This is a genomic window from Pseudoalteromonas sp. MMG033, from assembly GCF_057197785.1.
Map to the genome: position 1 here is coordinate 777480 of NZ_CM170070.1, position 22889 is coordinate 800368.

19 protein-coding genes are annotated in these 22889 nt (G+C 42.9%); 8 read left to right on the forward strand and 11 right to left on the reverse strand.

From position 1 onward, the window contains the following. Window positions 1-6: 6 nt before the first annotated feature. Together tgt and queA are read right to left on the reverse strand one after the other, a co-directional pair. The gene (gene tgt / locus AC2CZC_RS03735) at window positions 7-1137 is read right to left on the reverse strand and encodes a tRNA guanosine(34) transglycosylase Tgt (RefSeq protein ID WP_063361509.1); all 1131 of its coding nucleotides are present in this window, start codon (window positions 1135-1137) and stop codon (window positions 7-9) included. Window positions 1138-1343: 206 nt separating this feature from the next. After that, a complete protein-coding gene (gene queA, locus AC2CZC_RS03740; RefSeq protein ID WP_484583864.1) occupies window positions 1344-2378 on the reverse strand; it encodes a tRNA preQ1(34) S-adenosylmethionine ribosyltransferase-isomerase QueA in 1035 nt (344 codons plus the stop codon). A gap of 268 nt (window positions 2379-2646) precedes the next feature. On the opposite strand from queA, the gene AC2CZC_RS03745 reads away from it, so the two are divergent. Together AC2CZC_RS03745 and AC2CZC_RS03750 are read left to right on the forward strand one after the other, a co-directional pair. Continuing rightward, window positions 2647-5154, forward strand: a complete 2508-nt coding sequence (locus AC2CZC_RS03745) for a GGDEF/EAL domain-containing response regulator (protein ID WP_484583865.1) — start codon at window positions 2647-2649, stop codon at window positions 5152-5154. A gap of 153 nt (window positions 5155-5307) precedes the next feature. After that, window positions 5308-5505 (forward strand): hypothetical protein, encoded by a 198-nt coding sequence (locus AC2CZC_RS03750; protein ID WP_080928335.1) that lies wholly within the window; start codon window positions 5308-5310, stop codon window positions 5503-5505. A gap of 30 nt (window positions 5506-5535) precedes the next feature. Here AC2CZC_RS03750 and AC2CZC_RS03755 read toward each other — a convergent pair whose 3' ends face one another. The 7 genes from AC2CZC_RS03755 to AC2CZC_RS03785 all read right to left on the reverse strand — a co-directional run bounded on the left by AC2CZC_RS03755 (window position 5536) and on the right by AC2CZC_RS03785 (window position 14294). Then, window positions 5536-6441 carry a hydrogen peroxide-inducible genes activator gene (locus tag AC2CZC_RS03755; protein WP_484583866.1) on the reverse strand — a complete coding sequence of 302 codons (906 nt, stop codon included), beginning with the start codon at window positions 6439-6441 and terminating at the stop codon, window positions 5536-5538. Window positions 6442-6516: 75 nt separating this feature from the next. After that, window positions 6517-7785 (reverse strand): inorganic phosphate transporter, encoded by a 1269-nt coding sequence (locus AC2CZC_RS03760; RefSeq protein WP_063361506.1) that lies wholly within the window; start codon window positions 7783-7785, stop codon window positions 6517-6519. Between the two features lie 176 nt (window positions 7786-7961). Further along, window positions 7962-8639, reverse strand: coding sequence for a TIGR00153 family protein (locus tag AC2CZC_RS03765; RefSeq protein WP_063361505.1), 678 nt, complete (start codon window positions 8637-8639; stop codon window positions 7962-7964). Window positions 8640-8770: 131 nt separating this feature from the next. Continuing rightward, window positions 8771-9472 carry a phosphate signaling complex protein PhoU gene (gene phoU, locus AC2CZC_RS03770; protein WP_063374480.1) on the reverse strand — a complete coding sequence of 234 codons (702 nt, stop codon included), beginning with the start codon at window positions 9470-9472 and terminating at the stop codon, window positions 8771-8773. 68 nt (window positions 9473-9540) lie between these two features. Then, window positions 9541-10368, reverse strand: a complete 828-nt coding sequence (gene pstB, locus AC2CZC_RS03775) for a phosphate ABC transporter ATP-binding protein PstB (protein ID WP_484583867.1) — start codon at window positions 10366-10368, stop codon at window positions 9541-9543. 29 nt (window positions 10369-10397) lie between these two features. Next, window positions 10398-12047, reverse strand: coding sequence for a phosphate ABC transporter permease PstA (gene pstA / locus AC2CZC_RS03780; protein ID WP_484583868.1), 1650 nt, complete (start codon window positions 12045-12047; stop codon window positions 10398-10400). Between the two features lie 12 nt (window positions 12048-12059). Then, window positions 12060-14294 carry an ABC transporter permease subunit gene (locus AC2CZC_RS03785; protein WP_484583869.1) on the reverse strand — a complete coding sequence of 745 codons (2235 nt, stop codon included), beginning with the start codon at window positions 14292-14294 and terminating at the stop codon, window positions 12060-12062. 271 nt (window positions 14295-14565) lie between these two features. Between AC2CZC_RS03785 and AC2CZC_RS03790 the strand changes: the two genes are divergently transcribed. The 3 genes from AC2CZC_RS03790 (at window position 14566) to AC2CZC_RS03800 (ending at window position 18817) form a co-directional block, all read left to right on the forward strand. Further along, window positions 14566-15072 (forward strand): glycine cleavage system transcriptional repressor, encoded by a 507-nt coding sequence (locus AC2CZC_RS03790; protein WP_063361501.1) that lies wholly within the window; start codon window positions 14566-14568, stop codon window positions 15070-15072. Window positions 15073-15240: 168 nt separating this feature from the next. Continuing rightward, window positions 15241-17328 carry a polyphosphate kinase 1 gene (gene ppk1 / locus AC2CZC_RS03795; protein WP_484583870.1) on the forward strand — a complete coding sequence of 696 codons (2088 nt, stop codon included), beginning with the start codon at window positions 15241-15243 and terminating at the stop codon, window positions 17326-17328. Window position 17329: 1 nt separating this feature from the next. After that, window positions 17330-18817, forward strand: a complete 1488-nt coding sequence (locus tag AC2CZC_RS03800; RefSeq protein ID WP_484583871.1) for a Ppx/GppA phosphatase family protein — start codon at window positions 17330-17332, stop codon at window positions 18815-18817. A 48-nt stretch (window positions 18818-18865) separates the two neighbouring features. Here the strand turns inward: AC2CZC_RS03800 and AC2CZC_RS03805 are convergent, their stop codons facing one another. Further along, complete coding sequence (locus tag AC2CZC_RS03805) at window positions 18866-20146, reverse strand: EAL and HDOD domain-containing protein (protein ID WP_484583872.1); 1281 nt, start codon at window positions 20144-20146, stop codon at window positions 18866-18868. A 117-nt stretch (window positions 20147-20263) separates the two neighbouring features. After that, window positions 20264-21100 carry a 23S rRNA (adenine(2030)-N(6))-methyltransferase RlmJ gene (locus tag AC2CZC_RS03810; protein ID WP_484583873.1) on the reverse strand — a complete coding sequence of 279 codons (837 nt, stop codon included), beginning with the start codon at window positions 21098-21100 and terminating at the stop codon, window positions 20264-20266. Between the two features lie 227 nt (window positions 21101-21327). Between AC2CZC_RS03810 and AC2CZC_RS03815 the strand changes: the two genes are divergently transcribed. From AC2CZC_RS03815 to AC2CZC_RS03825, 3 genes are read left to right on the forward strand one after another with little or no spacing between them, the layout of a single operon-like run. After that, window positions 21328-21555 (forward strand): hypothetical protein, encoded by a 228-nt coding sequence (locus AC2CZC_RS03815; protein WP_063361545.1) that lies wholly within the window; start codon window positions 21328-21330, stop codon window positions 21553-21555. Continuing rightward, entirely contained in the window at window positions 21555-21842 is a 288-nt protein-coding gene (locus tag AC2CZC_RS03820; protein ID WP_484583874.1) for a cell division protein ZapA, read from the forward strand. Before AC2CZC_RS03815 ends, AC2CZC_RS03820 begins: the two co-directional genes overlap by 1 nt. A gap of 1 nt (window position 21843) precedes the next feature. Then, the gene (locus tag AC2CZC_RS03825) at window positions 21844-22815 is read left to right on the forward strand and encodes an MBL fold metallo-hydrolase (protein WP_484583875.1); all 972 of its coding nucleotides are present in this window, start codon (window positions 21844-21846) and stop codon (window positions 22813-22815) included. Window positions 22816-22889 lie beyond the last annotated feature (74 nt).

A 22889-nucleotide genomic window follows, 5' to 3' on the forward strand; every position in this document is an offset into this window, starting at 1 on the left:
AAAACTTTATTCTGCTTCTACATCAGCAAGTGGCGGCACTGGCAGCCCTCTACGCTCATAAAAGTCAGCGACAAACTCATCAAATGTCCCTTCAGTCAGGGCATTTCTCATACCTTCCATCAAACGCTGATAGTAACGTAAGTTGTGGATAGTATTTAAACGCGCACCTAAAATTTCATTACACTTATCTAGGTGGTGCAGGTACGCACGTGAGTAATTTTTACATGTGTGACAATCACACTCCGCATCAAGCGGGCTTGTATCTGTTTTATGAACAGCGTTACGGATTTTAATCACACCATCGGTAACAAACAAGTGTCCATTTCGCGCGTTACGCGTTGGCATAACACAGTCAAACATATCAATACCACGACGAACAGCTTCAACCAAGTCTTCTGGTTTGCCCACGCCCATTAAGTAACGAGGCTTCTGTTCTGGCATTTTATACGCACAATGGTCAAGGATCTTAACCATCTCTTCTTTTGGTTCACCCACTGATAAACCACCTAAGGCATAGCCATCAAAACCGATGTCTTCTAGCCCTTTTTGCGATTCAGCGCGCAATTCTGGGTACATGCCACCTTGAATAATACCAAACAAAGCAGATGGGTTATCACCATGTGCTTCTTTAGAACGTTTTGCCCAACGAAGTGATAACTCCATTGAATCTTTCGCTTCTTTTTCCGTTGCAGGGTATGGTGTACACTCGTCAAAAATCATGACGATATCTGAGCCCAAGTCACGCTGTACTTCCATAGCTTTTTCTGGAGACAACATGATCTTCTCACCGTTGACAGGAGACTTAAACAGCACGCCTTCTTCAGAAATCTTACGCATTGCACCTAGGCTGAACACCTGGAAACCGCCTGAATCAGTCAAAATTGGCTTATCCCAGTTCATGAAATCATGCAAATCACCGTGTTGCTTTATGATTTCAGTGCCTGGACGCAGCATCAAATGAAAAGTGTTTCCTAAACAAATATGCGCACCAGTGTCTTTTAGCTCATCTGGCGTCATACCTTTTACTGTGCCGTAAGTGCCTACAGGCATAAATGCGGGTGTTTCAACTACACCACGATCAAATACTAAGCGTCCGCGACGTGCCTTGCCATGCGTACAATCTAATTCAAATTTCATAACTACCTCGCGTCGGAAAAACAGTCCAACAAAACTCAACCAATGGCCCATACTAATAAACAGGCCATGTAAACTGTCAGATTCTACCAATAAAGCCCGAGCAATTCTAATATTGGGGCTAAAAAGGGATAAATAAAGTCACAAATTAAAAAGCGTTGGTTGTAAATATAAAAAAACCGGCACTTGGCCGGTTTATAAATTCTATATTACTGTTTTTTAGTCAAAAACATAGCATCACCATAACTAAAGAAGCGATATTTTTGTGCAATCGCCTCGTGATACGCATTCATGATGTGCTCTTGTCCTGAAAAGGCACTGACCAGCATAATCAAGGTTGACTCTGGCAGGTGAAAGTTAGTGATCATCACATCGACCACATTGAACTGATAGCCAGGATAAATAAAAATGTCCGTGTCGCCATAGAAAGTCTTTAACTCTCCATCGTGTACCTTTGCTGCCGACTCTAAAGAACGGACCGACGTTGTACCAACCGCGATAACACGGCCACCACGACTTTTACATTTAGCCACAGCATCCACAACTTCATCAGGTACTTCAATATATTCAGAGTGCATGTGGTGATCATTGACGTCATCAACACGGACAGGCTGGAAAGTACCGGCGCCAACATGCAAGGTCACAAAGGCCATTTCAACACCCTTGTCTTTAAGCTGCACCATTAAGTTATCGTCAAAGTGCAAACCCGCTGTTGGAGCAGCAACCGCGCCTGGTTTTTCTCCATACACGGTCTGATAGCGCTCTTTGTCACCTTCTTCATCTGGACGGTCGATATAAGGCGGTAATGGCATGTGGCCAATTTCATCTAGAATTGTCAGAACTGAGTGCTCGCCTTTAAACTCTAATTCAAAGAGCTCGCCATGGCGTGCAACCATAGTTGCATGCGCTTTGTCTTCTAAAATCAACTCTGCGCCTGGCTTGGGCGATTTACTTGAACGAACATGCGCAAGTACTCGATGTTCATCTACAATGCGCTCCACCAAAACTTCTACCTTGCCACCTGTGGACTTTTGCCCAAACATACGAGCAGGGATCACCTTGGTATTATTGAAAATAATTAAGTCTTCGGGCTCAATCAGATCAATAATATCTTTAAAGATCTTATGCTCTAATTCGCCGTTATTTCCATTAAGTGTTAGCAGGCGACTACTGGTACGCTCGGCCTTAGGGTGACGGGCAATTAATTCATCAGGAAGTTCAAAGTTAAAGTCAGCAACGCGCATATAAAACCTCATATCGTGCAATTAGGCGGCAAGTCTAGTGCTGCGAGATGACGAAATCAAGCAACAAGCATGATCTATTCATACTTTTTCACCTCTTGTCAGTTGCAATAAATAGCTTTACTCTACTGACAGTTTTGCATGTATTAGTTCTTTTCAAGATATCCGGTGCCCGCTTTTTATATTGCCAAAAAAGCAATATAAAACATGCAAATAAGTATCAATGGGCAACATTTAAAAACTTAAAACATGGGTTTGGGGTCGTAACGCCATGGCTAAACAGCTTACTCTACTACTTGTCAATGCCGATCATGGTGAGCGTCAAACCGTAATAAGAACGTTACAAAAGCTCAATGTATTTCATATAATAGAGCAAAGCGACACACAAGCTGCTTTACAGCTGCTAAAAAAGCAAGCTGTTGATCTGGTCATCAGCGGACTGAACGTAGGTAAAATTGATGGCTGGCGGTTCTCGCGTATGATCCGTTCAGGGCTACTTAAAACCCCAAAAAACACCCCTATTGTTCTGATCCCACCTACCTATTGTGAACGCATAGCTGAGACCACGGCTAGAAGTTACAGCATCGATGCTGTACTGCCGTTAGAAAGGCATGACGTACTGCCGCAAGTTTTGGCCAATGTTCTGTCGACTCACCTCGAAAAAAGCAGTCGACTGAACTTACTTCTGTTAGAGCCCAACAGCAAAAAAGCTGCGAGTATCAGCGATCACCTTGCTTTAAGTTTTAGCTGTAATACGGTTTCAACCGAAAATGCTGCGCTTTCCGAGTTTTTACAAAACGATTACTCCATTGTATTACTCGATGCAACATCTACCCGAGCAGAAAGCACTAAAGAGCTGGTGGCGAATATTCTCCAACATAAGCCTAGTCAAGCGATCGTAACTATCATTGATAGTCGAAATGCCGATTATGCTGAGCAACTGCTGCTTTTGGGCGTAACTGATTTTATTAGAGCCCCCTATAATTTGTCTTTGCTAAGCAAGGTCTGTGATCATGCAGCAAGACGTGAAGACTTTATGGTGAGCTATGCTGAGTTTGCCAATAAAGTAGAGCAACTCAGTCGCAGAGAGCAAAGCTATAAAGAGCTCTTCTCTGCGCACCAACGCATTCTTTTACATCTGAACACCGTTGTACTTGAATTAGACGCCACAGGGTGCATACGCTTTATTAATCCGGCTTGGGAGCATCTCACTGGACGCAAACTTAAATCAACTTTGGCCACAAAGCTAAGAGAGTATGTGCACCCAGATCATCTTACAGCTTTAAATACAGCCATAACAGATGTACTCAACGGTCCACACGCATCCAACGTCGAATTACAATTAACACACCAATCAGGCGCTGCAATTTGGGTAGAGTGCCGTTTTCAACTCATTAAAAATCAAACAAATAGCGCCTCGATCACGGCAACCATTGACAATATACATGAACGAAAAGAAGCTGAATTACAGCTCCGCCACTTAGCATTGCACGATACGCTCACAGGCCTGCATAACCGTTATTACTTTGACCAACAACTGAACCATTTCTGCAAAGAGGCCACGCAAAACTTCGATACAGAGCATGCATTAATCTACATTGATTTAGACCATTTTAAGATCATTAATGACAGTAAAGGCCACCAGCAAGGTGATATTGTACTCCAAGAGGTGGCTCAACTATTTCGCGCTCATATTGCCCAAGAGCATCTTATTTTCCGTATAGGCGGCGATGAGTTTGCGATTTTACTTAAAAATACCCGCTTACTTGATGCCCATATGATCGCAGAGGGTATTTGTAGCGCCATTGAAAATCACCAATTTCACTCTGAAGAAGCCAGCTACACAATCAGTTGCTCAATTGGCTTAACTTTAATTTCACCAAGCAATTGCGATCCAAGTGAATGCCTAAAGCAATCTGACATCGCTCTTTATATCGCGAAAAATCTTGGCCGCAATCTGGTTCACTGCTATACCAAAGAAGATGCTAAAAATAGCACCTTACAAACGGGGCTAGAGTGGGGGCATAGTGTTCGAGAAGCACTTAAAAACAATCAGTTTGAACTTCACTATCAGCCTATCTGGGATTTTAAAAACAATCAGATCGCGTATTTCGAGGCACTGCTACGCCTTGAGATTGAAGGTAATTTGGTTTACCCAAATCAATTTATTCCCGCACTTGAACTACTCAATGATACATTTTTAATGGATCAGTCTGTAATTAGAGAGAGTATTCGCGCGGTAGCCAATTACCCTGAACTACACCAACTGTCTGTCAACCTCTCTGCGCAATCATTTCTCGATGAACGGCTCATGCCACATATACAGGCTTGTCTGCGAGATTTTCAAGTGCCCGCACACTGCATTATTTTTGAAATCACAGAGTCTGCAAGTATCAATAACCTCAGTGCAACTCAGTTAATGATCAAGCAACTTAACCAACTTGGGTGTCACTTTTCAATTGACGATTTTGGTACCGGTTTCAGTACCTTCAGTTACTTAAAGCAGCTGCCAGCACAGCATGTAAAAATAGATGGCTCATTCGTGCGTGACATGTTAAACGATCCAATTGACCTCGCTCTGGTCAAGGCAGTCAATGATATTAGTCATTCGCTAGATAAGTGCTCAGTTGCAGAATATGTTGAAACTAGAGAAATTTTTGATGAGTTAAACAAAATTGGGGTCGACTATGGTCAAGGTTACTTCATTTCAAAGCCGCTCCCTATCGAACAACTTAAGCATCAATTAGAAACTATTTTATCCCTAAAAACAGCATGCTAATCAAAACGGGGAAAAAAGTCGCTGCAGTCGATTAAAAACTCAACTATAATAAAAGCTCGCAATGAATGTCTTCTTATTTAACTTATATACATATAAGTTGAAGACATGCAATGGATTTGAGCACATCTCGTAATGGAATTCGGGGAGATAAGTATGTTTCAGTTTATTCTGTTTCTATCACTGGTGCATTGTTTGATCACACTACAATGTTACCGCTGCGCCAAACAAAAAGGGTATCCAACTAAGCTATTCACGGTATTAGGGTTTGTGCCGTACTTTAACCTAGTTGTATGGGTATACTTATTATTTTTACCCAATATTATGTCACAGAGCAAGCTCAGTTCGACTTAAGCAATGATTTCATGCTATTCAAAAGCAGTGCTATTGGCACTGCTTTTTAATAAATTCACCCACCTCATTACTGAATAACCTAAAGTCGCGAATTCTGCCTGTAGTCTTGCGCCACAAAAGGCCTATTTCACGATACGCATCTGCTTGAGGCGCTAGCGTTACCATTGGCTTTCCCTCTAAAATACCCGCATTGAGCGCCATTTGAGGTAAAAAAGTCACGCCATTTTGGTATTCAACCATACTCAATAACGTATGCAGATTCGCAGCCTCAAACGGGTTAATACACTCACTGCGTGTCAAGTTACATGCACTCAAGGCATGTCCTGTCATACAGTGCTCACGCTCTAGTAAGAACACACTGTCTTTAGGCAGCAAATTAAAATCTTCTAAGACTTCAGGGATCGCATAGTCTTGGTGATGAACCAAAGAAAAATGATCCTTAGTCAAAATCTGCGTATGGAATTTATCGGTCCTGTATGGCAGAGCCAATATTCCCATATCAATTTGGCCATGCTCCAACTTGTCGAGTAGCCTATCACTGGTATCCTCAACCAATACAAGTTGAAGATTTGGGAAAACCTCTTGGCAGTACTGGTACAAGGGCGCAGCAATAAAGCTCGCAATCGTCGGGATTAACCCCAATACAAGCTTGCCAGACAATGGGTTTTTAAAACTTTTCGTTAACTCAACAACGCTAATTGAATCATCAATGATTTTCTTCGCTCGCGCGACAACTTCTTCACCCACGTCCGTAAACATCAAGCTGCGATTTTCACGCTCAATTAGCTGACAGCCAAGCGTTTCTTCCAAATTTTGAATCGCACTACTGAGTGTAGATTGACCCACAAAACATGCCTCAGCAGCACGACCGAAGTGCTGCTGCTGATGTACAGCGATCAGATATTGTAATTGTTTTATACTTGGTAAGTTATTCACTGATATACCCATAAATAAAAAGACCCCAACACCAATGGCGCTGAGATCTTTTCAAGCTAAAAGTCTGTTTTTTTGTTAAACGCCGAACGCGCTTCTCAAAATATAGAATATAACAATAGCAAGGGCTGCACCGACTGGCAATGTGATAACCCAAGAAACCACAATGTTTCTGATGACACCCATATTAAGTGCTGCTATTCCGCGTGCCATACCAACACCTAAAACGGCACCTACTAATGTTTGTGTCGTCGAAATAGGCAAACCAGTACCTGAAGCGATAACAACCGTCGACGCCGCTGCAAGTTCAGCAGCAAAGCCACGACTTGGTGTCAGGTGAGTAATACCTTCACCAATGGTTTTAATTACTTTTTTACCTAATACAGCAAGACCAACTACGATGCCTAAACCACCTAGTGGTAAGATCCACCAAGCCAGCTCAGCTTTTTTCGCCATTTCACCGTTGTTTTCTACAATATTTACAACCGCAGCTAGTGGACCAATCGCGTTTGCAACATCGTTTGAACCGTGTGCAAAGGCCATACAACACGCTGTTAGCACCATTAATACGGCAAATACTTTTTCAACATTATTGAACTGCATTTGCTTATCAGCATTTGGATCCATCTTCATACGTGCAATAAACACTTTACCAATTAGACCAATCAATACTGCAATACCAATTGCAAGCGCATAGCCTTCAACAGTACCTAAGTTAATACCGATGTGCTTCAAGCCCTTTTTAATAGTAACCAAAGACATTACGAAGCCAGCTAGACCCATGTAGAAAGGCACAAAGCGCTTTGCATTAGTAAGCGGCTTATCTGTATCAAAGATCAGCTTTTGCGCACTCATAAAGATAAGGTAAGCAATGAAGCCTGAGATGGCAGGCGTTACGACCCAGCTACCTACGATACCAGCAACTTTGCCCCACTGAATCGCTTCGCTACCTACGGCAACTAAAGCAAAACCAATGATTGCACCAATGATTGAATGCGTCGTTGATACCGGCCAGCCCAGTGCTGACGCTAATAACAGCCAAGTACCTGCAGCGAATAGTGCCGAGATCATACCTAACACCATTAATTCAGGGATGTCAGCAAACGGGGCTGCATCAATGATCCCTTTACGGATCGTCGACGTTACTTCACCACCTGCTAGGTAGGCGCCAGCAAATTCAAAAATCATCGCAATGATGATTGCCTGCTTGATTGTAAGGGCTTTTGACCCCACTGAAGTACCCATGGCGTTTGCAACATCGTTTGCACCAATACCATAAGCCATAAAGAAACCAACTGCCGCTGCGATGAGTACTAACATCGAGCCATGAGAAGCAATGATATCCATTGAAAAACCTTTAGTGTTTTTTAAACACTGATTATGTATTTATACGCTTATCTCGTCACACTCTTGATTATGAGAACACATATAAATAGTTATTAAACAAACACAACACCGCCGCTCTCTAGTCTAGGCTTTGAGAGTAACAACGGTGTACTTCTTTATAAACTATCGCTGATAAATCAGCGTGCTAACATTACCTCGAGGCGAGCACCAACACGCTCCGCGATATCAGCCAATTCCCCTACCCATTCGATGATCTTGTATAAAAACATCACATCAACCGGGTTAAGATCAGCTTCAACTTGACGAAGTTCTTGGCGAATTCTAATTTGCATGTCATCGGTATCTTGTTCAATGGCATCAAGCTCACTCAACATTTTCTCGACTAATACAACCTCACGACCTCTGAAGCCTGTTTCTAACAGTTCATCCAGCTCGTTAATCGCTTTCGAGGCTTGTTTCGTTGCATCTACACAACGAGATAGGTATGCAACAAACTCTTTTTGAATCGATTCGGGGATCACCATTTCACGGCCAACGACTCGACCAGCGATGTCTTTGGCTTTATTGGCGATTTTATCTTGATGGGTAATAAGTTCCAGTAAATCAGTCCGTTCAACTGGCATAAATAGACCGCGAGGCAGCTGAAGACGTACTTCTCGCTTAAGCGAATCTGCTTCACGTTCTAGGTTACGAATATTAACGCGAAGTGCATCCGCTTCAGTCCACTCCCCTTTGAAGACATGTTCAAAGAACGGGATCAAGCTTTCACTGGCTTGATGCACTATCTTAATGTGCTCTTCAATCGGCTTTATAGGAGATTTTGCAAAGACTCCTAAAAACGCATTACTAGGCATAACTGACCCTTAAATCATAATTATATGCATGTGCAAAGGCCAAGTTTACAGCATTAACCGAAATTGTGAACGATTTTTATCGTGAACTTGGGATTAATCGTCCAATTTATTCCGACTAATCCCTTGTAAACCTATAAACTCTTTTCGATATCTTCTTGAGAGGTATGGCGAATATCTTTACCGTTGACAAAATAAATGACATATTCAGCGATGTTTTGACAGCGATCGCCAATACGCTCAAGTGAACGAACCGACCAAACTAGGTCCATAATTTTTGGGATAGAGCGCGGGTCTTCCATCATATAAGTCATAATTTGGCGGGTAAGTGCTTCATATTCTCTGTCAACTTTGGCATCTTCTTTATGCACTTCAAATGCACGTTGTGCATCCATTCGTGCAAAAGAGTCCAGCACATCATGTAACATTTTAGAGACTAGGCGACCCATGTTTTCTACATTTACCAACAGGTGCTGCTGATCTTTAGTAAATGAATCAAGTGCGACTTTGGCGATACGTTCCGCTTCGTCACCAATACGCTCCAAGTCTGCAATCGTTTTAGCAATGGCGACAACCAATCTCAAGTCACTGGCTGCTGGCTGTCTTTTAGCAATAATACGCGTACACTCTTCATCAATGTTTACTTCCATCGCATTGACTTTGTAATCATTTTCACTGACTTTACGCGCTTTGTCCGCATCACTAGTGCTAACGGCATCCAGTGCAAGGTTAAGTTGCTGCTCAACCAGCCCACCCATACTTAATACATGATTTCTTACGTTTTCTAGCTCTTCATTAAAGCGGCCAGAGATATGCTTATTAATATTGTGTTCCATCTAAAACCCTACCTTTGATAACAACTCCAACAAGTTGCCCAGTATGTGGGCAACCACACTGTCATAAATTAACCGTAACGACCTGTGATGTAGTCTTCGGTCTTCTTCTTCGTTGGTGTTGTAAATAGTGTATTGGTATCTGAATACTCAATGAGCTCGCCCATATACATGAAAGCAGTTTGATCAGATACACGCGCAGCTTGTTGCATGTTATGCGTAACAATAACAACAGTATACTTATCTTTTAAATCATTGATGAGTTCTTCGATAACCAGTGTTGAAATCGGGTCTAGTGCCGAGGTTGGCTCGTCCAGCAGTAATACTTCAGGCTCAATGGCGATGGAGCGCGCAATGACAAGACGCTGCTGCTGACCACCAGAAAGACCAAATGCACTATCATGTAGACGGTCTTTCACTTCATCCCAAAGTGCCGCACCGCGTAGTGAACGCTCTACAACTTCATCAAGTTTACGCTTATCTTTAATACCTTGCAGGCGAAGGCCGTAAACGACATTTTCATAAATAGACTTAGGGAAAGGGTTTGGTCTTTGGAATACCATCCCCACGTTGCGTCGCAGTGCTGCAACATCAACGCTTTTATCATAGATATTTTGCCCTTGAAGGTTAATTTCACCTTCAATGCGGCATGTATCGACTAAGTCATTCATGCGGTTGATACAACGCAAGAGCGTTGATTTACCACAACCTGATGGGCCGATGAACGCGGTTACTTGACCCTTTGGGATCAACATGTTGATTTTACTCAGAGCTTGCTTATCACCATAGTAAAGGTCAAGGTCTTTGATCTCTAAAGCGGTTTGCTCTGGGCTCAAGTTGGCAAGATCTAACTTAATATTAGCATCTGCGTTATTTACTTGTGGCGCTACTGTAATCATAAAAGGATACCTATTTCAAATCTGTACTATTAGTGCTCTAGAGCTCTGAATTTTTCGCGTAAGTGGTTACGAATGCCAATCGCTGTAATATTTAGCGCAATGATCACCGTAACAAGTAAGAAGGCTGTTGCATACACCAATGGGCGTGCCGCCTCAACATTTGGACTTTGGAAACCAACATCATAGATATGGAAACCTAAGTGCATAAACTTACGATCTAAATGAATATAAGGGAAGTTACCGTCAAGTGGTAAGGTTGGTGCCATTTTTACCACGCCCACTAGCATCAGAGGTGCAACCTCACCCGCTGCACGCGCAACTGCTAAAATTAAACCGGTCATGATAGCAGGACTGGCCATTGGCACGATAATACGCCATAGCGTCTCCGCTTTTGTTGCACCCAGTGCTAATGAACCATGACGAACTGAACTTGGAATACGTGACAAACCTTCTTCTGTTGACACAATTACAACAGGTAATGTCAAAATAGCCAGTGTCAGTGCTGACCAAATTACCCCTGGCGTACCAAATACTGGACTTGGCGCAGCTTCTGGATAAAACAATTGGTCAATAGAGCCACCAAGCATATACACAAAGAAACCTAAGCCAAATACACCGTAAACAATAGAAGGTACACCTGCCAAGTTAATCACAGCAATACGGATCATTTTAGTCACGGCGTTTTTCGCTGCATACTCATGTAAGTAAATTGCAGCTACCACACCAAATGGCGTAACAATCACTGCCATCAACATTACCATGAAAACAGTACCGAAGATCGCAGGGAAGACACCGCCCTCGGTATTCGCTTCACGTGGGTCATCACTGATAAATTTACCCGTTTGTGAGAAGTAATGGCCAACTTTTGCAAAGAAGCCCATATTATTTGGGAACCACACATCCAGAACTTGATAAAGTGGTAAAGTGACTTCTTCGCCACGCATATCACGTACGACGACATAGTCACGCTTTGCATCACCGCGCAGCTCAAACAAACGCTTTTCAAACACTTTGTAGTCTTCACGAAGCTGTGCACGCTGCGCTTCTAGGTCCGCTTTAATTTCTGCTGTTAATTCATTATCAAGCTGATAACCACGCTCCTTTAAGCGCAATCTTTCAAGCTCATAGTTAATATGGCCAATATCGCCATTTTGAAGATCTAATGCTTCTTCATTTAAATCTACGGCGCGTTCGACTAACTCTTCTAAACGCGTAACTGAGTTTTGCGAAACCACCTGACCATCTTCAATGACGCGAACAACATAACCATAAAAGTTACCGTTTTTACTGCGTTCAAAAACCGCCATCTTTTCTGGCACTGATTGGCTTTGAATATCCGTTGTTAAAATCCAACGGAAATCGAGCTCAACAAACTCACGGTTACCGGTTTTAACTAGAAGACGCTCTACATACTCGTCTTGATAGTCGAATAAATCATACCCAGCAGCGACTAATCGCTCTTTAGGCACCATTTCACGGTCGTAGATTTCACCAATAACGGTTTGCTTTGCAACAGAACCTTCAAGCTCAAACTGCACAACTTCTGTTGGCCAAAAGAAGCTCAACCCTTTCCACGCGATCATTGCCAAGAGGCCAATCACCGAGATTAAACTGATGCTAACTGCACCACCTGTCATCCAGATCCACGGAGATCCTGACTTAAACCATTGTCTTACCATGTCATCACTCCATTACATCGAGCTGTATTTATCACGTAACTGCTGTCGAACAAATTCAGCAACCGTGTTAAAGATAAATGTAAAAATAAACAGTACAAAAGCGGCTAAGAATAGAATTCGGTAGTGAGAACTCCCCACTTCTGACTCCGGCATTTCCACAGCAATGTTCGCGGCAAGCGTACGCATACCTTGGAAGATACTCCAATCCATAATTGGCGTATTACCCGTTGCCATTAATACAATCATGGTCTCGCCCACGGCACGACCTAAGCCCATCATGACCGCTGAGAAAATACCTGGGCTCGCTGTCAATAGAACCACGCGAACCAATGTCTGCCACTGTGTTGCGCCCAATGCTAAGGAGCCGTTTGATAAATGCTTTGGCACACTGAATACTGCGTCTTCAGCAATAGAGAAAATAGTTGGAATCACCGCAAAGCCCATCGCAATACCCACAACCAAAGAGTTACGTTGGTCGAACGTGAGGCCTAATTCATTGGTTAGATACTGACGAACATTACCGCCAAACATCCACACTTCAATGCTGTCACTAATTGCAAAAGACAACCAACCGATGAAAAGCACAACAGGGATAAGCAATATTGAATGCCAGCCATCTGGCAGTAAGTGACGGATTTGCTTCGGCAATTTAGTCCAGCCAAATGCCGTCGCAAGGATAGAAATCGGCAACAATATCAACAAGGCAACGATGGCCGGTAAATGCGCTTCTATCAGTGGCGCTAACCAAAGGCCAGCTAAGAAACCCAAGATCACGGTTGGTAAAGCTTCCATGATCTCTACTGTAGGCTTGACCACTCGACGTAGCTCCGGCGACATGAAATAAGCGGTATAAATGGCTGCTGACAGCGCAATTGGTACTGCAAATAACATCGCATACATAGCCGCTTTGATCGTACCAAATGAGATTGGCACCAAGGAGAATTTAGACTCGAAGTCATCACTTGCTGAGGTTGACTGCCAAGTATATGCAGGCTCAGGGTAACCTTCGTACCACACTTCTTGCCACAGTGCAGACCAGGTTACTTCTGGGTGCTCATTGTGAAGCTCAACTACGCTCAAAGTTTTTTCAGACAGCAACAACGCTGCATTGGCACGAGGTGATACTGCGAATTGCTCAATCGCCCCATCAGTGACTTTGCCTTGCCAAAGGTGCGCTTCACTTGTTGTATAATAGAGCCCTAACTCACCAGTATTGGTCGTGGTAAAGAAAGTACGGCGATAAAACTCACTGAAGATATCAACTTGTGCACCTGCGATACTTTCAAATGCACGGATCTTGGCAAACTGACGCCCGTCATCCGTATTGACTTCAAACCACTGAGATACTTCACCATTATCGTTACTGATCATCAATGAGTTGGCACCAGCCAATAAACTCATATTAACCAGATTGGCGTTTTCTTCATTCGCTGCAAGCAACTGAATCTGCTCTACCTCATCGGCAAAACGCGTATCAAATACGTAAATCTGGTTTGCCGAACGAATAAATACACGGGTGGTGTCTGGCGATATCAACATTTCATCAATACGCCCTTCAATCGGCAATAAGCTGCGCTCAACCACCCATTCGATTTCACCAGAGAACATATTCTCCTCTGCACTAAACGAGGCAAAGATAACGCGCTTATCTTCAGTTTGCGCGATCACTGCGGTTTTATCTTCATAATGACTGAAAGCAAATTGCTTGATAGCTTGCCCTTGCTCATCAACGACCAGCTGAACGCCATCTAGCGGATAACTCAAGCGCGGCTTCATCACACGCTCATTACCAGGGAATGAGATCAGAAAACTCGGTTTAACTAACTGGACTTGACCATTATCTAAGCCATAGGCATATATACCTAAAAAAGGTGCGCTCTGTGCAAAGCTGTTAACTTGCCCGTCTAACTCAACAGTTAGAGAGCTCAGCTGTTCACCAGACTTATCGCCTTTGATTTGATAAAAATCAACTTGCCCTGCACTATCAAGTAGGTAAGCAATTTCAGTTTGCTCTTCCATGCCTAATCCGTAATACGTTTTATTACTTTGAAGAGCTAATTCCGTGCGTTTAGTCACACTTGCCGATTCAAATATCGGCTGTACGACATAAAGTAAGTAAAAGAAGATCAGAAGCAAAGCAACCAATACCATCACCCCACCCGAGGTAATGCCAAATTGGGCAAAGCGGTCTTTAAAGAGACGGCTTCTATCCGTTTTGAAGGACGGTTTTTGCGGATTGGAAGTCATCAAAACACCTTTTTATTATCAAGTTGCGGCGCATTATATTTCATCAAGATGACAGTTATGTTACATCAGCCATGATGAATTTGTTCCTTTTTTTAACTTTTATTACGCCCACGCAAATCCTCTTTTGAATGCATTGCGTTTTCATTTGCATTTGTTTACAAAGCAAGCCGTATCTGATTGGAAATATCTCTGACTTTTACTAGCCTTAAAGGGCGATTAATCGCTTTTCCACCACCGCCATAAAGGCATTTAATAATAAGAGACATGTGATATGAAGCAGTTAGTATTAACACTTATAGGTAAGGACCGACCTGGTCTCGTAGAAGAAATATCTGCCACAATTTTACAGCACCATGGTAACTGGGCAACCAGTAACTTAAGCCATTTAGCTGGTCAATTTGCAGGTATCGTACTCGTAGAAGTTGCAGAAGAGCATTTACAAGCATTACAAGATGCACTTCATACATTACCAGAGCTTGAGGTCCGCATTGAACACGGCGTGCACAGCAAGCCTGAAACTCAAATAGAAAAACTCAACTTGGTTATCACGGGCAATGACCGTCCAGGCATTATCCAAGAGCTTTCTACCGTCATTCGTCACAAAGGCGCAAACATTACGCACCTGAATTCTAGACAGCAAAGCGCACCTAACTGGGGGCTACCAATTTTCAGTGCATTTGCCACTGTCAGCCTACCTCCAGGTATGGATAAAGAGCATGTTGTGGACGCTTTAGAAGCCATCACCAGTGACCTCATTGTGGATGTTGAACCCGACTAATTTTTGATTTTAAACATACCAACAAATCAAATATATTCTACACTCATATGGCAGACAGGTTTGACCACTGCCATATCTTCTCTTCTTTGCTTGGTTGTACCCGCTGTCATATAAGTGTCACATTCTGGACATACTCTAGAATAAGCTATCGTTACTATGGAATGTAAAATGCACGCACTATCTAGCGACCCCAAAGCAATCAGCTTTTTTGCAAAAGAGCTCAGCTGGCTGTCATTTAATGAGCGAGTCTTGCAAGAGGCCAAAGATAAAAACAACCCCATCATTGAACGCATCCGTTTTTTAGGGATCTTTTCAAATAACCTTGATGAGTTTTTTCGTGTGCGTGTTGCCGATGTAAAACGCCGTATTCTGCTGAGTAACCTACCTGATGCCCACTTCGAAGAAAACGAAGCCCTGCTCAATCAAATACAAAAAAAAGTACTCTCTTTAGGGAAAAAGTTTAATCATATCCATAAGCAAATATTCAATGATTTGAATGCCCATAACATTCATGTCAAACAGCCTGAAGCGCTCTCAGAATTCCACAAGCAGTGGCTTCGAGATTATTTTAATGATCAGGTTTTACAACACCTTTCGCCAATTTTACTGACTGAAAATAAAGACTACTCAGACTTAATTAACGATACCATGACCTACTTATTTGTAGAGATGCGTAACGACAATGACAAACATCATCATGCACTCTTAGAGTTACCCACTGACAGGTTAGATCGCTTTGTGATCCTACCTCCTGAAAAAACCCGCAGACAAAAAACCCTGATGTTGCTTGATGATGTCGTCAGATATCACTTGCGTGAGGTGTTTAGTAACTTTTTGTCTTTTGATCACATAGAAGGGTACGAAATAAAGCTCACTCGTGACGCCGAGTACAACTTAGATGATGAATTAGAAGAAGGCCTGCTGGACAAAATGTCTAAAGGCCTAAAGCAGCGCTTATATGCAGAGCCTGTTCGTCTTACCTATGACGAAGCCATGCCACACTCCATCATGAAGGTAATGAAAAAACGCTTGGGCGTAACACATCAAGACGCACTTATTCCCGGAGGCAGCTATCGTAATTTTAGAGACTTTATCGCCTTCCCCAATGTCGGCAGAGGATATTTAGAAAACAAGCCTTTACCGCCCTTAAAAAGCAGCGCATTTGATAAACATGACAGCGCTTTCAAGGCAATTTCTGAGCAAGATATATTGCTTTATTATCCGTATCACACTTTCAATCATATGCTGGAATATGTTCGCCAAGCCGCATTTGATCCCAAAGTCACTCAGATTAAGATCAATATTTACCGAGTAGCCAGTCGCTCTCAACTAATCGCATCACTTATCAACGCTGCGAAAAATGGCAAAAAGGTCACTGTGATGGTTGAGCTCAAAGCGCGCTTTGACGAGCAAAACAACATTGAGTGGGCGAAAATGCTCAGCGAGTATGGCATCAAAGTAATGGTCGGGCTACCGGCTCTTAAAGTGCATAGTAAGCTGTGTGTGATCCACCGCAAAGAGAAGGGGCAAATTGTCAAATATGCGCACATAGGCACAGGCAATTTCCACGAAAAAACAGCGCGGATCTATACTGATTTCAGCTTGTTTACAAAGCACCCCGATATCTGCAATGAATGCGATGATGTTTTTAAATTCATCGAAACGAGCTATCGCCCATTTTCCTTCAAACATCTCATGATCTCGCCGCTCAATGCGCGGGAGAAAATATATTCGCTCATAGATCAAGAAGTCAAAAATGTACGTGAAGGCAAGGTCGCACGTATCACCGTTAAGGTAAATAATCTGGTCGATAAAGAGCTTATTGAAAAGCTTTACAGTGCGGCGATGGAAGGCGTTAAAATCCGCATGATCATTCGCGGCATGTGTGCCCTAATTCCCGGCCTTGCAGGATTCAGCGATAACATTCGTGTGATCAGCATTGTCGATAGATTCTTAGAACACCCGCGAGTCATGGTATTTGAAAATGACGGTGATCCACAGGTGTATATTTCATCCGCAGATTGGATGACCCGCAATCTAGATCATCGCGTTGAAGTGGGCGTGCCCATCTATGATGAATCGTTGAAACAGTTGATCATTGACACATTAGAGCTACAATTTCGAGACCGTGTAAAAGCGCGATTAATTGATAGTGAGCAAAAAAATAACTATGTGAATCGCGGTAATAAAAAGAAGATCCGCTCACAAATCGCCATCTATGATCACATTAAAAAATGGGAAAGCAGTAGGACTTAATATGACAACATACCCTTCTTTTGCAGCCGTTGATTTAGGCTCAAACAGTTTTCATTTAGTGGTTGCAAGGGAGGTAGATGGTCGATTACAAATACTGCACAAAGAAAAGCAACGAGTTTATTTGGCGGCGGGGCTCGATCAAGATAACCACCTTGATGATGACGCCATTGAACGGGCGCTGCATGTACTTGCCCAATTTGCGGCGACACTCAAAGGCTATGAAAAAAAGCACGTCGAAGTCGCTGCAACATACACTCTCAGAAAATGTCAAAACTTGCGTCACTTCTTAAAGCAAGCTAAACAGGTTTTTCCTTATAAAATCAATGTGATTTCTGGTCAAGAGGAAGCCCGATTAATATACCAAGGCGTTGCGAATTATATACATGATGACGGCAATCGACTGGTGATTGATATCGGCGGCGGCAGCACAGAAATGATCATCGGCAAACACCAGCATCATAAACTGCTTACCAGCCGAGATATTGGTTGTGTGACCATGAGCAAACGCTATTTTGATGATGGTAAATTGACAGAAAAACGGTTTCAAAAAGCGACGATTGAAGCTGAGCAAAATATTGAAGCCATCACCGCAAGCTATCAAAAAATGGGCTGGCAAACTTGTCTTGGCACATCGGGAACCATTAAAACCTTAGTCGCAATCAATGAAGAATTATTTGCCAGTAAAACACTCACTCTGTCCTCTTTATTACAGATCCAAGCCCATTTTATTGCCGCACAACAATTAGAACTCATAGACCTAAAATCACTGCCACCGGAGAGAAAATCCAGCATTGCTGGTGGACTAGCTGTACTGATCGGTGCGTTTAATCAGCTTAATATGACCGAAATGGCATATTGTGACCACTCGTTACGAGAAGGCTTGTTACATGAACTGGCGCAAAACGATGAGTTTGATATTCGCGCCCGCACCATAGCGTCATTTGCAGATCACTATGCTGTCGATACCGAACATGCCGCCAATATATGCCAAACCGTTAAGCGGCTATTTGACGCGGCCAAAGCACCTTGGCAACTAGAAAGCTTAGATTTAGAAATACTGCGCTGGGCCGTGCAATTGCATGAAGTGGGTATCGCGATTAATTCCTCCGGCATACACAAACACAGTGCTTATGTTGTCAGCAATAGTCAGTTACCTGGCTTTACCCAAGAACAACAAATACTACTTGGCGCGCTGATCCGTTTTCATCGCAAAAAGATCAAAACTGTCGACCTCAATGCCCTAATAGAAATTGAATCACAGCCACAATTTGCCAAATTACTCACACTATTGCGCTTAGCAATTTTGTTTCACCAAAAGCGACAAAAAAGCCTCGTGCCCGAATATACCATGGTGGTGATCAATCAAACCGTTGAACTGATGTTTGAGCAAACTTGGTTTGAGCAGCATTCATTGTTTGCTGCGGATCTAGAACAAGAGAAAATCTACTGGAAAAACTTAGTACTATCTCTCAATATCGCAACATATTGAGTGTATATAATCAATCAAAGCCATATGTCACAACAATGAAAGGCTGTGCTAGTCGTCGGAGTCATCCCGTGCCACCGCAAACATTTCATCTCCATAGGCACGGCTTTGGATGATCAAATCAAATAGTACCTGTATTTCGGAAGCTGGGCGAATGGCATTCAAAATCAGTTCGGCCTCAGTTAAGTTGTTACGTTCTACCTCTATCGCCAGACGCAAGGCGCCGCCGATTAAGCCTTTGTAACTTAACAATGCACTACTTAAATCGGGATCAAGTGAGAACTCATCAACCACCACAGAAAGCTCAACATCCAAGATGGCATCTAGGACCGACATCAACCCGATTAAGTAACCCTGCTCTGCCATTTCCTCGCCACCAGGGGCTAAAAACAGCTCTAAAAACTTGGCTCGATTGAGCCCTAGTTTAGTTAACTCTGTCGGCTTATCAGCCCCAAGTTCACTCAGTGCCAGCACTTTAACAAATTGACGAATCGCGTCTTCACCCAAATACACCACAGCTTGTGAAATAGAGCGGATCTCTATGCGATCTTCACCCGCTTTGGCATTGGCTATCCTGAGAACCCGCGCTGTCAAACTTAAATCCTTTGATACGCGTGCTTGTACTTCTTTGAAGCAAAGCGACTTCTTTGCCGTACAACGCAGTAAATCGAAGACAGCAAGCTTCGAGGGCTCTACATTGCCATGATTGAGCATCTCAGGTCTTGCAAAGAAAAAGCCCTGAAAATAGTCCGCCCCCGCAGCACGAATGAAATTATACTCTTCTTGAGTTTCTATCCGTTCGACAACGATTTGTAAGTGCGGAAATTGGCGTTTAAGCTTTTTCACCATCATCGTCGTTTTGATTATGGGTAGCTCTACTTCTAGTTTGACGAAGTCAACCAGCTCTAACAGTGGCTGCCATCGGGGATCCCCATCATAATCATCCAATGCAAATCGATATCCAACCTTTTGCAGCTTATTAACTGTTGCGGTCAGACTTTCAATGTCTTGTGAACGCTCAACAATTTCAACCACTAACCCCTGCGGGCTTAATAGTTTGGGAAGTTCTTGAATAAGTGTTTCATCTGAAAAGTTTACAAATGCCAGTGCACCCGCGGCCAATCTGTCTAGACCAATAAAAAGCAGTGAATTAAAGAACAAACGTCCGGTTGCCAAACCATCACTTACCCCACTTGGGAACACATTATTATGCGAGTCACGATATAGCAGCTCATAGGCATGTACTTGCAGTTCGCTATTAAAGATAGCTTGGCGGGCGATATACTGAACGGCGCTTTTTTTGACCTTGGCAGTTTCACTACTCATTAACATCCTTCACTCTTGCACGCATTACTGGCATCCATAGCTTCAGCATATGAGAACTTCGCCAGCGGAGCAAATAAAATCCAACCTGAACTTAACGAAGATCAGGTTGATGTCTAGATTTGATTATTCAGCAACGAGCTCAATACTGCGGAAAAAGCCATCTTCAGCGGCGAGCTCTTTGACCAGCTCTGGTAAAACAGCATCCATGATGTTTTTCAGCACATACGGTGGGTTGATCACTATCATGCCAGATGCTGTCATACCACGCTCCTCTGTATCCGCTGAGGTCGCTAATTCGAATAATTGAATATTGCGCACACCAGACGCGATTAATTCAGCTTCCATCTGGTCAATGCGTGCTCTATCAACCACAGGATACCAAATCATATAGGTACCGGAAGTAAAGCTTTTATGTGCTTTTAAAATTGTTTTTACCGCTTTTTGATAATCAGTTTTGATTTCATAAGGCGGATCCATCAGCACCACTGCTCGACGAGATAAAGGCGGCACTAATCCAAGTAATCCCTTGAAGCCATCTTCACCTTTTACTCTTAAAGAGCGCTTATGTGCCGTGTTTTTTTGCAGCAACGATAAATCTTGCGGGTGCAATTCAAAGAACCAACCTTTATCTTGCTTACGCAAATATTGTTCAGCTACCTTTGGCGAGCCTGGATAGAAAGCCAATTTTTTATCATTAAACCCTTTCACCATCTCGATGTAACGCATGATCGCGTCGTTGTCACCAGCATATTGCATAAGGCGACCGATACCGTCTTCAAATTCTTGCGTCTTTTGTGCATCACTCGACGCCAGCTCAAACAGCCCAGCTCCCGAATGCGTATCTATATAGTCGAACGGCTTATCTTTACGCGTCATGTAGGACAGCACCTCTGCTAAAACTAAGTGCTTGATAACGTCTGCTGGATTACCAGCATGGAAAGAATGTCTATAACTGAGCATATTGGCCCTTATTCGCTGACTATAGTGACTTTTTGCGAATTCGTCTCAATTCAAAACGGCTAAAATCCGACCGCTTTAATGAATAACAAATGAACAAAATAAGAAGTTATCAGAATTATCTCTTAAAACGGCGCAAAAATCAGTATAAAGCTGCGCAAATACTGGTAATAAAGCCCACTTTGCTTTACATTTGCATGACAAAACACAGTGATAAGAGCGCATTTAAAATGAACGATATTCTTCCACAACTCGAACAACTGATCGATCAGCTAATTGGTAAAAATGAGCAGCTAGAGCAGCAAATTGTTCAACTTAAAGAGCAAAATGGTAAATTAGTTGACGAAAATGAAACTTTACAGCTTGAACTTCTAGAACGTGAAGAGAAGCAAAAAGAAACAAGTACAACACTAAGCAGCTTGCTTGATAAACTGCAGAGCGCTCATCAGGCGAGCTAATGACAGATAAAGTAAGCCAGGTGGCGGTTACCTTACTCGGTAAAAGCCACCAGTTTTCATGTGCTGAAGGACAAGAACAGGCCCTCATAAATGCAGTTGAGTTGCTCAATTCTCGTGTTGATGAAATGAAGCGCAGAGATACGGTTCGCACTGACCAAAATGCTTTACTCATGGCCGCTTTACATTTATGTCATGATTTCCAAGCATTAGAGCAGAAACACCAAGTTGCGACGACTAAAGGGGATCAGCTCATTGCACGCCTTAGCGAACACCTTGAGGCTAAATAGCATGTCCATTCGGCTCGCTGTTGGCCTTTTTCTGTTAACTCTACTTACCCCGCTCACTCACGCAGCGAATTGGCATACCGTAGATCAACACACGACAATTATTGAACCGGTAAAAGAAGCCCGTTACCTTCTGCCTAACCAAGCACTTATCCAAGGGCAAAAATGTGCAGCACTGATTGATAGCCATGGTGACTTTGTTGCTCTGGAATTATTAATTGCACAAATCCGTTCTAAGCTAACCGTCCCTCTTTGCTATATTGTGGTCACAAACTTAGACCCCAAACAATTGTCTGGCATCGTGCTATTAAAAAGTGCATTTCCAGAATCGACGATTTATGCCGCTAAAGATACCTCATCGAGTGTGCCCTCATTAAGTGGCATTATTAAAGACGAAGTAAAACAAAAATTAACTGGATTTCAGCAAAGCGTTTTACTCAGCGAGCAGCGAATTGCAAAAGCACCTGAATCAGAGCAGCTCATGTGGAGCGCCAGACTACAACAAGCCAAACAACGCCTATCTCGTTGGCAATCAATGCCTATTCCAAACATTGAGCAAATAACCAAAGTAACGTCAATCGACCTAGGTAAGTACCCGCTCTTATTAAGCCCGGTCCAAGGTTTTAAAGGTCCTGCACTTCAAGTGTACAACCAAAGTACCCAAGCACTATTTGGCGGGCACACAGTGAACCTCTTACCTTATGTTGCACAAACCAACAGCTCAATGTGGCAGCAAACTTTATATACTCTTGAAAAAGATTCGCAAATTAAATGGATACTACCAGGCTTTGGCAAACCCTATAAGCGAGCGCAACTTCATTTGCCTTTGCGCTTTTTATCATTATTGAATGCCCCTGATAAGCAATTGCAGATTGCAAGATTGCGTCAAGACTATCTGCAAAATGGCATCTCAGCCGAGCAGTTTGATGCGTACTTTGAGCAAGCTGAAAAACAAAAAAAACACACTAGTTTTTGAACAAATAACCATCAGAAGGTATAGTAGCTAACATGAACTACGCTAATTCGCCTGTCGATAGCCACTAGTGTTGC

Bases quoted from the DNA above. Each gene is read 5' to 3' on its own strand.
- tgt (WP_063361509.1), bottom strand. From the start codon at position 1,137: ATGAAATTTGAATTAGATTGTACGCATGGCAAGGCACGTCGCGGACGC.
- queA (WP_484583864.1), bottom strand. From the start codon at position 2,378: ATGCGCGTTGCTGACTTTAACTTTGAACTTCCTGATGAATTAATTGCC.
- AC2CZC_RS03745 (WP_484583865.1), top strand. From the start codon at position 2,647: ATGGCTAAACAGCTTACTCTACTACTTGTCAATGCCGATCATGGTGAG.
- AC2CZC_RS03750 (WP_080928335.1), top strand. From the start codon at position 5,308: ATGTTTCAGTTTATTCTGTTTCTATCACTGGTGCATTGTTTGATCACA.
- AC2CZC_RS03760 (WP_063361506.1), bottom strand. From the start codon at position 7,785: ATGGATATCATTGCTTCTCATGGCTCGATGTTAGTACTCATCGCAGCG.
- AC2CZC_RS03765 (WP_063361505.1), bottom strand. From the start codon at position 8,639: ATGCCTAGTAATGCGTTTTTAGGAGTCTTTGCAAAATCTCCTATAAAG.
- phoU (WP_063374480.1), bottom strand. From the start codon at position 9,472: ATGGAACACAATATTAATAAGCATATCTCTGGCCGCTTTAATGAAGAG.
- pstB (WP_484583867.1), bottom strand. From the start codon at position 10,368: ATGATTACAGTAGCGCCACAAGTAAATAACGCAGATGCTAATATTAAG.
- pstA (WP_484583868.1), bottom strand. From the start codon at position 12,047: ATGGTAAGACAATGGTTTAAGTCAGGATCTCCGTGGATCTGGATGACA.
- AC2CZC_RS03785 (WP_484583869.1), bottom strand. From the start codon at position 14,294: ATGACTTCCAATCCGCAAAAACCGTCCTTCAAAACGGATAGAAGCCGT.
- AC2CZC_RS03790 (WP_063361501.1), top strand. From the start codon at position 14,566: ATGAAGCAGTTAGTATTAACACTTATAGGTAAGGACCGACCTGGTCTC.
- ppk1 (WP_484583870.1), top strand. From the start codon at position 15,241: ATGCACGCACTATCTAGCGACCCCAAAGCAATCAGCTTTTTTGCAAAA.
- AC2CZC_RS03800 (WP_484583871.1), top strand. From the start codon at position 17,330: ATGACAACATACCCTTCTTTTGCAGCCGTTGATTTAGGCTCAAACAGT.
- AC2CZC_RS03805 (WP_484583872.1), bottom strand. From the start codon at position 20,146: ATGTTAATGAGTAGTGAAACTGCCAAGGTCAAAAAAAGCGCCGTTCAG.
- AC2CZC_RS03810 (WP_484583873.1), bottom strand. From the start codon at position 21,100: ATGCTCAGTTATAGACATTCTTTCCATGCTGGTAATCCAGCAGACGTT.
- AC2CZC_RS03815 (WP_063361545.1), top strand. From the start codon at position 21,328: ATGAACGATATTCTTCCACAACTCGAACAACTGATCGATCAGCTAATT.
- AC2CZC_RS03820 (WP_484583874.1), top strand. From the start codon at position 21,555: ATGACAGATAAAGTAAGCCAGGTGGCGGTTACCTTACTCGGTAAAAGC.
- AC2CZC_RS03825 (WP_484583875.1), top strand. From the start codon at position 21,844: ATGTCCATTCGGCTCGCTGTTGGCCTTTTTCTGTTAACTCTACTTACC.